We start from the raw sequence: 14,032 nt of genomic DNA on the forward strand, positions 1-14,032 counted from the left end.
CGGGCCACGCCGACGGCACATCCGCTCACCCGACGGCACATCCGCTGCCCCCACGGCACATCCGCTCACGCCGACGGCATGTCCACCGCCCTGCGCACCGCGCCCAGCACCGGCTTGCGGAGCAGCAGCAGCGCCGCGTCGTCGTGGAGTCGGCCGCCCACATGGGACAGCAGTTCGTCGTGGAGCGAGGCGAGGGTGCGGGACGGCTCGTCGCAGATGTGCCGCGGCACCCGTTCCAGCAGCGGGAAGTACTCCCGGCCGCGGTCCCGCGCCTCGATGACCCCGTCGGTGTAGAGCAGCAGCTGGTCGCCCTCGGCGAACGGCACCACCTGGAGGCTCGGCAGTTCGCCGCCCAGGGAGGCCAGGCCGAGCGGCGGGGCCGGGCGGGTGGGCTCCACGGCGATGATCCCGGTCTCGCCGACCAGCAGCGGCGGGGCGTGTCCGCAGTTGACGAGCTCCATACGGCCCTCACTGGGGTATCCGGCGACCACGGCGGTGACGAAGTCGTCGGGCGCCAGGTTGCGGGACAGACTGCGCTCGATCCTGGCGACGACGTCGAGCAGGTCCGGCTCGTCGTAGGCGGCCTCGCGGAAGACACCGAGCACCAGGGCGGCGGTGCTCACCGCGGGCAGCCCCTTGCCGCGTACGTCGCCGACGATCAGCCGGACCCCGTGCGGGGTCGGCAGCAGGGCATAGAGATCGCCCCCCACCCGTGCCTCCGCGGCGGCGGCGCTGTAGCGGACCGCCACCTGGAACTGGCCGACCCGGGCGGGCACCGGTGTGAGCAGGGCGTTCTGGGCGGCCTCGGCGACCGAGCGGACGGCGGCGAGGACCTGCTCACGGCGTCTGCGCATGGCGCTGGCCCCACAGCTCGCCAGGGCCACGGCGGCGGGCGTGGCCAGCAGGATCGCCTGGGTGCGCACCGATTCGTCGCCCTGGGTGCCCAGCAGCGCGCCCACCACCACGGCGAGCACCCCGATCCGGATCACTCCGTACGGTCCGGAGTGGGCGGCGGCGAGCGCCGGGCCGACGGCGAGCAGTGGCAGCCAGGCCAGCCCCTGCCCGGTGACGAGGGCGAGCAGGGCCACCCCACAGATGATGATGACGGGGACCGCGGGGGCTATGCGCCCAGCGCCATCCGGTTGGTCCGGGTCGTACGGGCGGAGTCGGGCCGGGAACATGACCTGCTTCGCTGCTCTCTCTCCATGGGCAAGTGATACCGGGGGTGTCCGTTTCATCCAGAGAAACAGCGATTCGATAGGTTCGGCAAGGCCCGCGTTTTCAGATAGTGAGCGAGAGCCTCCTGCTCACCCGGCTCGCCGTCGGCACCAGGCGGGTCCGGAACAGGTCACGGTGCGGATCCATCTCCGTCAGCCGGGCCAGCCGGTCCGCCCGCAGCGAGATCCCGAGCGAGCCGAGCCGGTCCCCGTAGTAGATCGGCACCGCGAAGCAGACCGTGCCCAGAGCGTACTCCTCCAGGTCCGCGACCAGAGGACTCCCCGTCGGGGAGTCGAGGCGGCGCAGCAGGTCATCGGAGCGGGTGACGGTGCGCGGGGTGAGATCGACGAGCGGATGGCGGGAGAGATAGTCGTGGCGAGCCTCGTCGTCCAGCTCGCGCAGCACGCACTTGCCCAGCGCGGTGGCGTGCCCGGCGTCCTCGCACCCCACCCACAGATCGACCCGGGGCGCCTGCGGGCCATCGACGATCTCCGCGACCCGGATCTCGCCCTCGTCGTAGAAGGTGAGATACGCGGCGGCCGAGAGCTCGTCGCGCAGCGCGGCCAGGGTGGGCCGCACCCGGGCGAGCATCGCCTGCTCACGGCTGCCGGACTCGAGGGCGCGCAGTTTGTCGCCGATCACGAAGCCGCCGTCGTCCAGCCGGGACACATAGCCCTCATGGGCCATCGTCCGCAGCAGGTGGTACGTGGTCGCGAGCGGCAGCCCCGTCTCCCGGGCGAGCCGCTTGGCCGGCGCACCGCCCTCGTGCGCGCCCACCGCCTCCATCAACCGGAAAGCCCGCTGAACGGATGAGATCAGCGTAGGCGCCGTTTGAGCACCCATATATCCAGCTTGCTCCTGATCTGACCGGATGAGCAAGATCTGATCTCGCTGGATCTGATCTCCACGGAGACGCGCACGAGGGCGCCGACCGGTGCGGTCGGCGCCCTCGCGGTCTTACGGATCGGTTCGGATTGGTTCGGTACGGTGCGGTGCGCTGCGGTCAGCCGGGGGAGATCCGGCCGCGCCAGGCGCCTTCCGCCTCACCGCGCCGCTCGATGAAGTCCTTGAACCTGCGCAGGTCCCCCTTCACCCGCCGGTCGAGCGTCCCGGTCATGTCCGCGGCCTTCTCCGCCATCCCGCTCGGCTGGAAGACCAGGGCCAGATTGACCCGGGTGTGGCGCTCGTCCAGGGGCTCGAAGGTGACCAGGCCCTGCTGCTGGACATCACCGGAGGTGGTGCGCCAGGCGATGCGCTCGTCGGGAAGCTGATCCACGATCTCGGTGTCGAACTCCCGGTGCACACCGGCAATGGAGGTCGCCCAGTGGTTATGGCGATCGTCCACCTGCGTGACCTGGTCCACGCCTTCCATGAACCTCGGGAACTCGGTGAACTGGGTCCACTGGTTGTACGCGGTGTGGAGCGGAACCCCAACCTCGACGGACTCCCGCACGGTGCTCATCGGTGACTCCTTTCGACGTTGTCGCGTCGCGCACCACGGCGGGTTTCCGGGACCGCCGAGCCGAAACATGAGCAGTCGGGGACCGAAGCCGATCAGCGCAGCGGGTGCAGCGGGGCCAGTTCGGCCGGGGAGGTGCCGGTCGCGATGGCGTCCGCCAGCAGCCGTCCGCTGAGCGGGCCGAGCGCCACGCCCCACATTCCGTGGCCGCCGTTGACGTAGACACGCGGCGAGCCGGTCGGGCCGATCAGCGGCAGTCCGTCCGGGGTGCAGGGGCGGGCACCGACCCAGGTGTCCGTACGGGCCTCCCAGTCGATGCCCCGCAGCAGCGGACGGGCCGCCGCGATGATCGCCTGTATGCGGCGCGGGTCCACCGGCCGGTCCGCGGGGGCCAGTTCCATCATTCCGGCGACCCGCACCCAGCCCTCGCCCAGCGGGGTGCAGACGACCTTCTGGGCGGCCAGATAGGTGGGACGGGTGGGGGCGCCCTCGGCCGGGACGCTGAAGCTGTAGCCGCGTCCGGCCTGGACCGGCACCCGGACCCCGAACGGGCGGACCAGCGGGTCCAGCCAGGCGCCGGTGGCCACGACGGCGACGTCCGCGCGGAGTTGGCCCCCGGCGGTGGTGACGGCCACGCCCGCCCGCCCGAGATCCCGGATACCGGACACCTCCGTCCGCTCCAGGATCTCGTCGCCGCGCTTGCGCACCGCGTCGGCGAGGGCCCGGACGAAGTTCCCGGGGTTGAGATAGCGCTGGCCGTGGAGTTCCACCGCCGCGCCGATGCCGTCGCCCAGCGCGGGCTCCAGCGCACGCGCCCGGTCCCCGTCGATCCGCTCGTACGCGATGCGGAAACCGGCCGCGCGGGCGTGCTCCAGCTCCTCGACCATCGCCGCGCGCTCGGCCGCGGTGCGGAAGGCGATCAGACAGGGTTCGGCGGGCCTGGTCGGCTCGGCGACACCGTCCGCCGCGAGCGCGTCGTACGCGTCCAGCGCATGGCGGTTCAGCATGGCGAAGGTGGCGGCCAGGACCCGCCAGCGGCGCGGGGCGCAGTTCCGGGTGAAGGCGAGCAGGAAGCGGGCGAGCCGGGGGTCGGGCCGGGGCGGGATGTAGACGGGCGACTCGGGGGAGACCAGGCTGCGCAGCCCGTAGCGGAGCGCCGCCGGTTCGGGCAGCGGCAGCGTCAGGGCCGGGGACAGCCAGCCGGCGTTCCCCCAGGACGCCCCGGCCGCGGGGTGGCGCCGTTCCACGACGGTGACCTCGACGCCGTGGTCCAGCAGGGACCAGGCGGTGGCGAGGCCGACCATGCCCGCGCCAATGACGACGGCGCTGTGCGGTGGGCGGGACGGACCGGTGGCAGTGGGCACGGATGCGCTCCTTCCCCTGGGTGAAACGCCATCATCGGGGGAGGGCGCCGGGCACCGCACTGGCCCGGAGGCCGAGAGCGCACGGCCCGGCCTTGTCGCCGGGGACAAACGGAGTCCTGTGGCCGGGTTGGGGACTGACGGTCTGCCGGGCGACGGGTACTCAGCAGGTCGGAGGCAGTCCGCTACGGTTCGGGCAGCGCCCCGAAGGGGCGCGGGGCTGTGTCGATGTGCGGCTCCGCCGCATGGGCGCGACCAGCCACGACGGCGCCGCAGTCGGCCGACGACGCATCGCGACACTTCCGGCGGAGCGCTTAACGGTCTGCCGTTGGAGCGGCCCGACCGGCCATGGCCTGGGCCCTGGCCGGTGGATCCTCGCACCTGGGGCATCAGCGGATGGCGCCGCGGGCCCGCTACGGAGTATCCGGCGGACCGCGCGGGGCTTCGCCCCTGGGCCCGAGGTCTGGGGCGGAGCCCCCACGCGGCGGAGCCGCACATCGACGCTGCGCGGGAAGGGGCGGGGAGGGGAACAGCCCGCCGCAGGCATCAAGCTCCACCGGACACTCCCTGAGCTCCGCCGGTCCGCGCCGTGCCTACGGCAGGCGCAGCGCGCGCAGCCGCAGTCTCAGCCGGATGTCGAACGCGGCGGCGGGGTCGCCCAGATCGAGCCCGGTGATCTCCTGCGCCCGCCGCAGCCGGTAGCGCAGGGTGTTGGGGTGGACGTGCAGCTGACGGGCCGCCAGCCGGGCGTCCCCTCCGGCGGCCAGATAGCGGTCCACGCTGTCCAGCAGCGCGGTGCCGCGCCTGCGGTCGTAGTCCTCCAGCTCCGCCAGCGCGCCCAGCGGATCGTGGCCCGCCTCGACGGCCAGGTCCACGGTCCGCATGAGCAGGGCGTCCAGTTGGACGTCGCGGATATGGGCGGTGCGTTCCCGTGCCGCGCCGAGCCGGGTGAGCAGCCGGACCACCAGCTCGGCGTCGGCGCGTGAGCGACCGAGCCAACCGGGCCCCGGGACGGTGCGGCCGACACCGGCCGCCGCCCCCGGCAGCTCCCCCACCGCCCGCAGCAGCCGCTGTTCGTCGCCGACCGGCACCACGGCATAGCCCACGCCGTCGATCTCCGCGCTGAGCCCACCCGGCTGGAACGCGGAGAGCCTGCGGTCGAGGTCGGCGAGGGCCCGGCGCAGCGGATCGCCGGGCGGACCGCCCGGGCCCGCGCACGGGCTGTCGTACGGGATGGCGTACGGGATGGCGTACGCACCGTCACACAGGCTGTCGTGCGGACCGTCATACGGGGTGGGCGCGGGCGCCGACGGCAGCGGGCGTACGGCGACCACGGCCAGCGGTCCCGGCCCCAGCGGGAGCTCACGGGCCGTCTCGACGGCCTCGTCCCCGCCGCGAAGCAGCGCCCGTACGGCGGCGGTCCGCCGCGCGTCCGCGGCCAACCGCCGTTCGGCCTGCCGGGCGAGCAGGGGTGCGAGCAACGCGGCCGACTCCTCCAGGGCGGCCCGCTGCTCCGGGGACGGCGAGGAGGGCACGATCGCCCAGATCGAGCCGATGGCCGTGTCACCGGCCCGGATCGGCATGATCGCGCGTGGCAGGAGCCCCGCCCCGCGCAGATCCGCGTAGAACGGGCCGGAGGAGCCCGCCAGCCGCTCGTCCAGATGCTCGGTGCGCAGCAGGGTGCGGTACCGGTCGGGCACCCGGCGGCTGAGGATCGTGGCGACGCGCGCGTCGTCCGAGTTCTCCTGGCCGGGGGAGTAGGTGATCAGCTCGGAGGCCTCGTCCTCGATGGTGACCGGGCCACCGGCCAGCCCGGCGGCCCTGGTGGCCAGCGAAAGCAGACCGTCCGAGGCGTCGTCGTACGAGGAGTCGTCGTACAAGGCTCCTCCGCTCATCAGCGCAGCTGGTCGCCGGGGCACTACCCGGCCCCGTTCACTCTGATGCTCGAAGGCACGGATTATCCAGGGGTGTGCGCTACTCGATCCCCGCCGGGCGCCGCCGCCAGTGCCCGGTGGCCCGCTCGAAGGCGTGGCCGACCTGGAGGACCGCGAAGTCCGCCCGGTGCGGCCCGACGATCTGCACCCCGACGGGGAGCCCGCCGGGCGTGAACCCGGCCGGTACGGACAGCGCCGGACTGCCGGTCGAGCTGATCAGATACGCCGAGCGCATCCAGTCCAGATAGTCGTCCATGGCCACCCCGGCGATCTCGGTCGGGTACTCGATGCCGACGTCGAACGGCGCCACCTGGCTCACCGGCAGCAGCAGCACGTCATAGCGGCCGAAGAACTCCCGGACGCGGTGGTAGAGCAGGGTGTGCAGCACCTCCGCGCGGCCGATGTCCGGGCCGGTGAGCTTGCGCCCCTCCTCGGCGTTCTCCCGGATCGCCCGCTTCAGCCCGTCGGGGTGGCGGTCCATGAGCGGGCCGAAGGCGACCTCGAAGACCGAGGCGCGCAGCGTACGGAAGACCTCCTCGGCCTCGGTCAGGTCCGGACAGGCCCGCTCCACGACACAGCCGAGGCCGGTGAAGACCTCCGCCGCCGACTCGACCACCGCGGCCACCTCGGGCTCGACCGGAACCAGCCCCCCGAGATCCGGCGACCAGGCCACCCGCAGCCCCGTCAGATCGCGGTCCAGGGGGCGGGCGAAGCGGGCGCCGGGCTCCTCCAGGGCGATCGGCGACCGCGCGTCGGGGCCGGCGATGGCGGACAGCAGCAGGGCGGTGTCGGCCACGGTACGGGCCATCGGCCCCTTGACGCCGAGGGTGCCCCAGGCGGTCAGGGAGGGCCAGTTGGGGACGCGCCCGGGCGATGGGCGCAGCCCGACGACATTGCAGAACGAGGCCGGGTTGCGCAGCGAGCCGCCGGTGTCGCTGCCGTCCGCGATCGGGATCATGCCGGAGGCCAGCGCGGCCGCCGCGCCCCCGCTGCTGCCGCCCGCGCTGCGGCCCAGGTCGTGCGGGTTGCGGGTGGCGCCGAATATGGGGTTGAAGGTGTGCGAACCGGCCCCGAACTCGGGCACGTTGGTCTTGCCGAGGGTGATCGCCCCGGCGGCCCGTATCCGTTCGATCAGCAGATCGTCCTCGTCGGGCACACCGTCGGCGAGCGGCGAGCCATGGCTGGTGCGGATGCCCGCGGTGTTGTGGAGGTCCTTGTGGGCGATGGGCAGCCCGTGCAGCGGCCCGAGCTCCTCCCCCGCCGCGATCCGCTCATCGGCCCGCCGGGCGGCCTCGCGGGCGCGGTCCGCGACGAGGGTGACGATCGCGTTGACGGCCGGGTTGACCCGTTCGATACGGGCCAGATGGGCCTCGAGAAGCTCGCGCGCGGACAGCTCTCGGGAGCGCAGCAGCGCGCTGAGGTCCAGTGCGGTCCTGAAGCAGAGATCGTCATCCGTCGTCGTCACGGTCGCTCGCCTTCCTCGATGGTCGTCGCTGCGCGGGTCCGGGTCTTCGAACCAGGGTTCTTACGGGCCCCACGGTCCTCATGGGGCCCAGGGGCGGACTCCATGGTTGGGGAAGCGGCCGGGCGGCGGAAGAGCGCCGTCACGGCGACCGCCACCAGCAGATTGACCGCCAGCGCGACCAGGCCCGCGTTCACATGGTGGGTCTCCACCTCGGCCAGCGTCAGCCAGGTCACCACCGCCTCACCGGTCACCAGGCCCGCCAGCGCCCCCGGGGCGGTCAGCAGCCGCCGGCGGCCGATCGCCGCCAGCAGCCCCGGCACGATCTGGATGAAGCCGCTCACCGTGAGCAGCTGAAGGTCGGCCAGCAGCCCCGGCCGCAGAATGCCGAGAGTGAGCGCGAGCCCGATGGCCAGGACGACCACGCTGTGGTTGACCGCCATCCGGGCCGCCTCCCGGCGGGCGGGCAGCAGATTCCGCGCCACCAGGGTCGAGATGCCGACGCACATCGCCCCGGCCGGCACCATCGCGGACGCCGCCGCGGCCACCACGACCAGCCCGGTGGCCCAGCCCGGCAGGGCGCCCTGGGCGAGCGTCAGCAGAATCCCGTCCGGGTCCCCGGCCCCGTCCCCGCCCGGCCGGGCCACCAGCATCCCGGTGAACCCAATGGTGATCGGGACCATCAGCGCGATCTGGTAGAGCGGCATGAAGACGTTGTTGGTGCGGATGGCCCTCGGTCCGCCCGCCGCCATCAGCGGCGGCCAGTGGTGCGGGGTGGCCATCAGCCCGCCCGCGAGCGCCGAGGTCAGCACGCTGGTCGTCCACCACATCCGGTCGCGCTCCCCGGAGTGCACGGTCAGCATCTGCGGCTGGACCTCGTGCACCCGCCGGAACACCTCGCCCAGACCACCGGTGTAGTGCAGCGGGATGGCGATGGCCAGGACGAGCATGACGCCGAGGGTCAGCACGTCCTTGAAGTACGCGCTGTTCTTGAGCCCCCGGATGCCCGACCACAGCACGAACCCCGCCGTCAGCACGGAGGCCAGCACCATGCTCAGCCGCCCGGAGGCCGTACTGCCGGTGACCAGCCCGACGACCATGCCGAGCCCGGTGATCTGGAGCTGGAGGTACGGGATCGGGAAGACCAGGCCGATGACGGCGATGACCTTGCCGTACAGCGGGCTGCCGTACCGCTGGGTGAAGTAGTCGGCCTGGGTCAGATAGCCGTGCCGCTCGCCCAGCCGCCACAGCCTGGGCTGGATGAAGTAGAGCAGGAGGAAGGCGAGGGCCAGATAGACCATCGCGTACGTGGCCGCGTTGCCGCCCGCGTACGCGACCCCGGCGACGCCCAGGAAGCTGAAGGTGGTGAACACCTCGCCCGCTTGCAGGAACCACATGGCGAGGGTGCCGAAGTTCCGCTGCCCCACGGCCCATTCGGCGAGATCGGTGGTGCGGCCGGTCCGGCCGAGGAAACCGCACAGGGCGAGGGCGCACATGCCCAGCAGGGAGACCGCGAGGACGACGTTCACCGCCGCTCACCGCCCGCCCGCTCACGGGGGCGCCACAGGCCCCATTCGACGGCGGCGAGCGCGGGGGTGAGCGCGAGCACCCAGCCGCAGATCCAGACGTACAGCGACGGCATCCCGAACCAGAGCCGCTCGGCGTTGACGAACGGCAGCCATACGGAGGCGAGGAGGGCCAGCGCGGGGATGGCGGGCAGCAGGAGGAGCCAGTCGCGCCACGTTCTGCTCCCGGCGGAGGCGGTGCCGGGGGCCGGGCCGGGGCCCGGCCTGCCGGGATCTTCAGCTGCGGCCGACACGGTACCTCCAGGGCGCGAGGGGACTGCGCGGCATTCAACAGGCCGTGCGGTGCGCCGGGCATCGTGCCGGACGGCCAACAAGCGGCCGCCCCGGCCTTGTCCCGGCGGACAAAGGCGGGGCGGTCGGCCCGAGTTCTCGTTCCCGAGGTCCTTACGGTCCTTCCCGGGGTGCTTACGGTCCTTCCCGAGGCCCTTACGGAGGCCCTTACGGATGTGATCCGGCGGTTCCGGCGGGCACCGGAACCCGCGCGGCCGAGGTGCCGAGCCCGGTGGGCCCGTGCCACGGGGCCACCGGCCGCGCCCCGGCTCCGGTCCCGGCCCCGGTCCCTGCCCCCGCCCGCCGCCGGTGGGCGCGGAGCAGCTCATCCTCCCGGTAGCGCGGGACCTCGCGGTGCCAGTTCAAGATCCCGGACATCCAGTCGCGCAGCTCCTCCACATAGCCGTCCATCGCCTTCCGGGCCTCCGGCTCCAGGCCGAAGTCGTCGTACAGCACCGGGAACTCATGCGCCGCGACATGCTGGAACTGCCGCATCCGGGACGTCATCAGATCGTTCACGACGACGACCCCGGTCGGATAGTCGCAGTCGAAGAAGTTCTGGACGACGAGGACGCCGTTGTGGACCTCGCCCTCGAACTCGATCTCCTTCTGGTACGAGAAGACGTCGTTCAGCAGCGTCGCGTAGTCCATGGCGGCGTTCTCCAGCGACCGGACCGGGCCGCTGCGGTAGATCTCGGGCGGCACCCGCCGTTCGCGCGCCAGTCGGCACAGGCTCATGGTGAGGTCGGAGCCGAAGGTGTGCCGGCGCATCTCGATGTAGTCGACCGGGTCGGGGATCCGGTTCTTCGTGTGGTTGGCCAGCTCCCACAGCCAGCTGGCGGTCATGTTCTCTATGGCCTTACGGAGTTCACGGCGCGCCGAATCCCCCATCGGGCCCGCCGTACGGCTCCACAGATCGGCCAGCGACCGCTCCAGCGCGTTCGCCGGGGCCGGGGCGGGGCCCGCGTCGAGCGGCATGAACGCCCCGAGCCGGGCGTTGCAGACCCGGGCTCCGGCCAGGTCGTGGGTGCGGCCGAAGACCGCCGGGTAGTAGTCGTCCGCGTAGGTGCCCCAGACCAGCCAGCCCGACGCCAGATCGAGCTCGTCCGGGGAGCCGTCCGGGTGGATACCGGCCGCGCACAGCGGGAGGTCGGCGGCGAGCATCCGCCGCTCGTCCCAGACGTGCGAACCGGGGATGCCGGGCTGCGGTCCGAGGATGCCCATCCGATGTGCCCAGCCGGCCAGGTGGTCGCGGGCGATGGGCAGATGCTGATTCAGCCGGAGGGTGAACGGCATGAAGAAGTCCGGCAGCAGGGAGGGCCCGGTCTTCTGGAACGGGACATGGCTGAACCTGCGGATCCGGGCCGCCTCCGCCCGGCCCGTGGTCAGCGGCAGGCTGGCCGCGGAGGTGCCGAGGCCGCTGAGCGCGAAGGGCGACCACGCCGGGACCTGGTCCGGGCCGTTCGCGCCGTCCGGGCCGTCCGCCCTCCGCATGCCGTCCGGGCTGTTCGCACCGTCCGCACGGTCCGGGCCGTTCGCACCGTGCGCGCCGTTCATGTACCGGCTGGAGCGCATATGCCACTCATGGCCGCCGGACTGCCAGTCCTGGAGCCCCTTGACGTAGGCGAGGACCCCCGCGCAGGCCGCCGGGTCCAGGCCGTGCTCGGCGAAGAGCGGCCCGAGCTCGGTGAGGGCGGTGTCCTCGAACTGCTGCAGCCGTGAGGTGAGCAGCTCATTGACGGAGTCGGCCGCCTCCTGGGTGGTGCAGCACAGGAACGTCTCCAGGACCAGGACGCCATTGCTGAGCTCGCCCTCGTCCTCGATCTCCCGTTGGTACGAGAACAGGTCGTTACGCAGGTGCACCGCGTCCGCGAAGGCGTCCCGCAACACCCGCATCGGCCGCGACTCGGCGATCACCGCCGGTACCTCGGCCCCCACGGCGTGCTCCACCAGCCCGGCCGACCAGGGCGCGCCGCCGACCTTACGGCGCATCTCGATGTACTCGACCGGGTTGGGGACCCGGTGGATGTTGATGTTCGAGAGCTCCCAGAGCGATTCGTTGAGGAGGTTCCCGGTGCTCTCCCGGAACCGCGCCCGCCAGTCCGGCGACATCGAGGGCACGGTCCGCGCCCACAAGTCCGCGAGCCCCGCCTCGACCGGGTTGGTGGGCTCGGGGGTCCCCGCGGCCGGGTCCATCGGCATGAAGGCGGGCAGCCGGTCGAGATACGCCTTACCGGCCTCACGGTCCTGGGAGCGCTTGAACGTCTCCAGGAAGTGGTCGTCGAAGAAGAACACCCACACATACCAGTCCGTGACCAGCGAGAGCTCCGCGTCGGAGCAGTCGGGGTGGGTGTACGCGCACAGCAGGGCGTAGTCGTGGGCGTCGAGATCCTTCTGCTCCCAGATCCCCGAGCCCTCGAGCATGCCCATCTCGCGGGCCCACCGGCTGGAGTGCTCCCGTGCCGCCCGGACATGGGGGTTCAGCCGCGCCGGATACGGCATGTAGAAGTCGGGGAGTTGAAAGGGCTGTGTCACTGCTGGGCCGGCACCTCTCCGTGCGTCGGTGGCCCGTAGTCGTCCTCCGGCTACGGACTGGGGTCGGCTACGGGCTACCCATACGGCAACTGGCCTATCCGAAAGCCCAATTAGTCACACAAGTGCGCTCCCGTAACCGGCGCCCCTTGCCGCGTACCGCCCCTGGCGAGGGGCGCCGGTCGACGGCGCCGATCATCCGTCGCGTCTCCGGAAGGCCCACGCCATCCGCGGCTCCATCGCGAACCGGAACGCCCGCTGGACGGGCGGCGTGCACAAGGCCGTCACCACGGCCACCGCCACCGCCGTCACCACGATCTCCCCCAACGGCCGGTGCAGCCACGGGTGGTCGTACCAGTCCCAGAAGCGGGAGCCCTTGGCGAGGAAGCCGTGCAGCAGATAGCCGTACAGCGTCCCGGCGCCGAGCACCGTGAACCACATCCGGCGCCGGGGCACCCAGGCGAGGAAGCACACGGTGAGCACCATGGAGCAGCCGAAGAGGGCGAATGTCATGACCGTCCCGACCCACCACGGCGCACCGAGTTCCTGCGCGCTGTCCCGGCGGTAGAACCACGCCGGGTTCATCCGCGGCACGGCCCAGTAGGCGAAGACCACGGCGGTGGCGACCACCGGCACCGACAGCCATCTGACCTCGCGCCGCCGCAGCAGCCGGAAGTGCTCCGGCCGCAGGTGCAGCCCCAGCACGAAGAACGGCAGGAACTGCAGCACCCGCTGCAGATCGAGGTCGTCACCGATATTCGGTGAACAGGCGGCGAGCGCGGCGATGGTGAGGGCCAGCGCCACCGGCCACCGCGCGATCCGCCACAGCGGTGTGGTCAGCCGCCAGACGAAGAGCGCGATCAGAAACCAGGTCAGATACCAGGGGTCGAGCAGACTGATCGGATAGGACGGATCGTCGTCCGCCCACCGTTTGAAGAAGGTGTACGCGACCTCGAAGAGGACATACGGAACGGCGACCCCCGTGATCAGCCGCTTGAGCCGGTCCGGCCGGAGATCGAAATTCCGCGAGAAGTACCCGGAGATGACAATGAACGCCGGCATATGGAACGTGTAGACGGTCATATAGAGCGCGGCTGCCGCTCTGCTGCCGCCTCGCAGGGGCTCCCACGCATGCCCCATCGCGACCAGCACGATCGCCAGGTATTTGGCGTTGTCGAAGAACGCGTCACGTTGTTTCGGCACGGGGGACGGGGCCGGTGCCGTCTCGGGGGGCGGGGACGCCGGTGCGCGCCGCGCGGGCAGTACCGGAAGTAAGTGCGAGACGTTCATCACATACGCCCTCCCGGAGAACCTGCGGGGAAAATCCGGCCTCTTTCTGAGTTTCGGCGGAGGGTTGCGGAGTGGAACATTCCACGCACCATAGTGGCGCTCGCGAGTTCGCGCCCCAAAAGGCTCAGCTCTCGCGTACAAGGGTTTACGTCCAGCCCAGCGCATCCGTCACCTCCTCAACTTGGGAACTTCTTTACCTCTCCGGTCAGTTCACAGAGTGATGAAGAGGGGCCGATCCGCCCGGCCTTGACCGACCCCGCCTGCTAGCTTCTACACAACTGTAGATCCTAACGACCCTATGGAGTGTGAGTGGCCATGGCCCTGTGGGACCGCATCAGGGAGTCCGCCCAGACGATGCAGACTCAGCTCGTCTCGAAGAAGAACGACTTGAAGAGCGGCGCCTTCCGCGACGCGAGCATGGCGATGTGTGCCCTGGTGGCGGCGGCGGACGGCTCGGTCGACCCGTCCGAGCGGCAGCGCGTCGCCCAGCTGATCGCCACCAACGAGGTGCTGCAGAACTTCCCGGCCGACGATCTGCAGCGCCGCTTCAACGACTACGTCAACAAGCTCACCACGGACTTCGACTTCGGCAAGGTGAGCGTGATGCAGGAGGTCGCCAAGGCCAAGAAGAAGCCCGCCGAGGCGCGCGCCGTGATCCAGATCGGCATCGTCATCGGTGGCGCGGACGGCAACTTCGACAAGACCGAGCAGGCCATGGTCCGCGAGGCGTGCTTCACGCTGGAGCTCCCGCCGGCCGAGTTCGACCTGTAAGGCGAGCCGAGGCCAAAGCCCCGCGAGCCATGAGCCGCGGCCTTACGGCCGCCCCGCCGGCCCCGGGCGGCCCATGTAAGAGTATTGGTTAACCCCCCCCCCCGTCCCCCGACAAACCCCCAGGCCCCCCGCCACACACAAACCTGCGG

The 14,032-nt window shown here is 71.7% G+C and carries 11 protein-coding genes; 1 reads left to right on the forward strand and 10 read right to left on the reverse strand.

The features are described 5' to 3' along the window. Positions 1-65 precede the first annotated feature (65 nt). The 10 genes from ACFXB5_RS00815 to ACFXB5_RS00860 form a co-directional block, all read right to left on the reverse strand. Positions 66-1,181 (reverse strand): PP2C family protein-serine/threonine phosphatase, encoded by a 1,116-nt coding sequence (locus ACFXB5_RS00815; protein WP_385201094.1) that lies wholly within the window; start codon positions 1,179-1,181, stop codon positions 66-68. Positions 1,182-1,281: 100 nt separating this feature from the next. Continuing rightward, positions 1,282-2,061: an IclR family transcriptional regulator gene (locus ACFXB5_RS00820; protein WP_385201096.1), complete on the reverse strand. Its 780-nt coding sequence runs from the start codon at positions 2,059-2,061 to the stop codon at positions 1,282-1,284. A 160-nt stretch (positions 2,062-2,221) separates the two neighbouring features. Beyond that, a complete protein-coding gene (locus tag ACFXB5_RS00825) occupies positions 2,222-2,680 on the reverse strand; it encodes an SRPBCC family protein (protein WP_385201098.1) in 459 nt (152 codons plus the stop codon). Positions 2,681-2,772: 92 nt separating this feature from the next. Continuing rightward, positions 2,773-4,041 (reverse strand): NAD(P)/FAD-dependent oxidoreductase, encoded by a 1,269-nt coding sequence (locus ACFXB5_RS00830; RefSeq protein WP_385201100.1) that lies wholly within the window; start codon positions 4,039-4,041, stop codon positions 2,773-2,775. A 590-nt stretch (positions 4,042-4,631) separates the two neighbouring features. Continuing rightward, positions 4,632-5,933, reverse strand: coding sequence for a PucR family transcriptional regulator (locus tag ACFXB5_RS00835; RefSeq protein ID WP_385201102.1), 1,302 nt, complete (start codon positions 5,931-5,933; stop codon positions 4,632-4,634). A 79-nt stretch (positions 5,934-6,012) separates the two neighbouring features. Continuing rightward, a complete protein-coding gene (locus ACFXB5_RS00840; RefSeq protein WP_385201104.1) occupies positions 6,013-7,437 on the reverse strand; it encodes an amidase in 1,425 nt (474 codons plus the stop codon). After that, a complete protein-coding gene (locus ACFXB5_RS00845; protein WP_385201105.1) occupies positions 7,434-8,963 on the reverse strand; it encodes a sodium:solute symporter in 1,530 nt (509 codons plus the stop codon). The genes ACFXB5_RS00840 and ACFXB5_RS00845 overlap by 4 nt, the downstream gene beginning before the upstream one ends. Continuing rightward, positions 8,960-9,253: a hypothetical protein gene (locus ACFXB5_RS00850; RefSeq protein ID WP_385201107.1), complete on the reverse strand. Its 294-nt coding sequence runs from the start codon at positions 9,251-9,253 to the stop codon at positions 8,960-8,962. Before ACFXB5_RS00850 ends, ACFXB5_RS00845 begins: the two co-directional genes overlap by 4 nt. A 205-nt stretch (positions 9,254-9,458) precedes the next feature. Next, positions 9,459-11,825 (reverse strand): germacradienol/geosmin synthase, encoded by a 2,367-nt coding sequence (locus tag ACFXB5_RS00855; RefSeq protein ID WP_385201108.1) that lies wholly within the window; start codon positions 11,823-11,825, stop codon positions 9,459-9,461. 192 nt (positions 11,826-12,017) lie between these two features. Beyond that, positions 12,018-13,112, reverse strand: a complete 1,095-nt coding sequence (locus tag ACFXB5_RS00860; protein ID WP_385201110.1) for an acyltransferase family protein — start codon at positions 13,110-13,112, stop codon at positions 12,018-12,020. A 315-nt stretch (positions 13,113-13,427) separates the two neighbouring features. On the opposite strand from ACFXB5_RS00860, the gene ACFXB5_RS00865 reads away from it, so the two are divergent. After that, the gene (locus tag ACFXB5_RS00865) at positions 13,428-13,883 is read left to right on the forward strand and encodes a tellurite resistance TerB family protein (protein ID WP_037956900.1); all 456 of its coding nucleotides are present in this window, start codon (positions 13,428-13,430) and stop codon (positions 13,881-13,883) included. Positions 13,884-14,032 lie beyond the last annotated feature (149 nt).

It is taken from the genome of Streptomyces sp. NPDC059455, assembly GCF_042750115.1.
Lineage (GTDB): Bacteria > Actinomycetota > Actinomycetes > Streptomycetales > Streptomycetaceae > Streptomyces > Streptomyces endocoffeicus.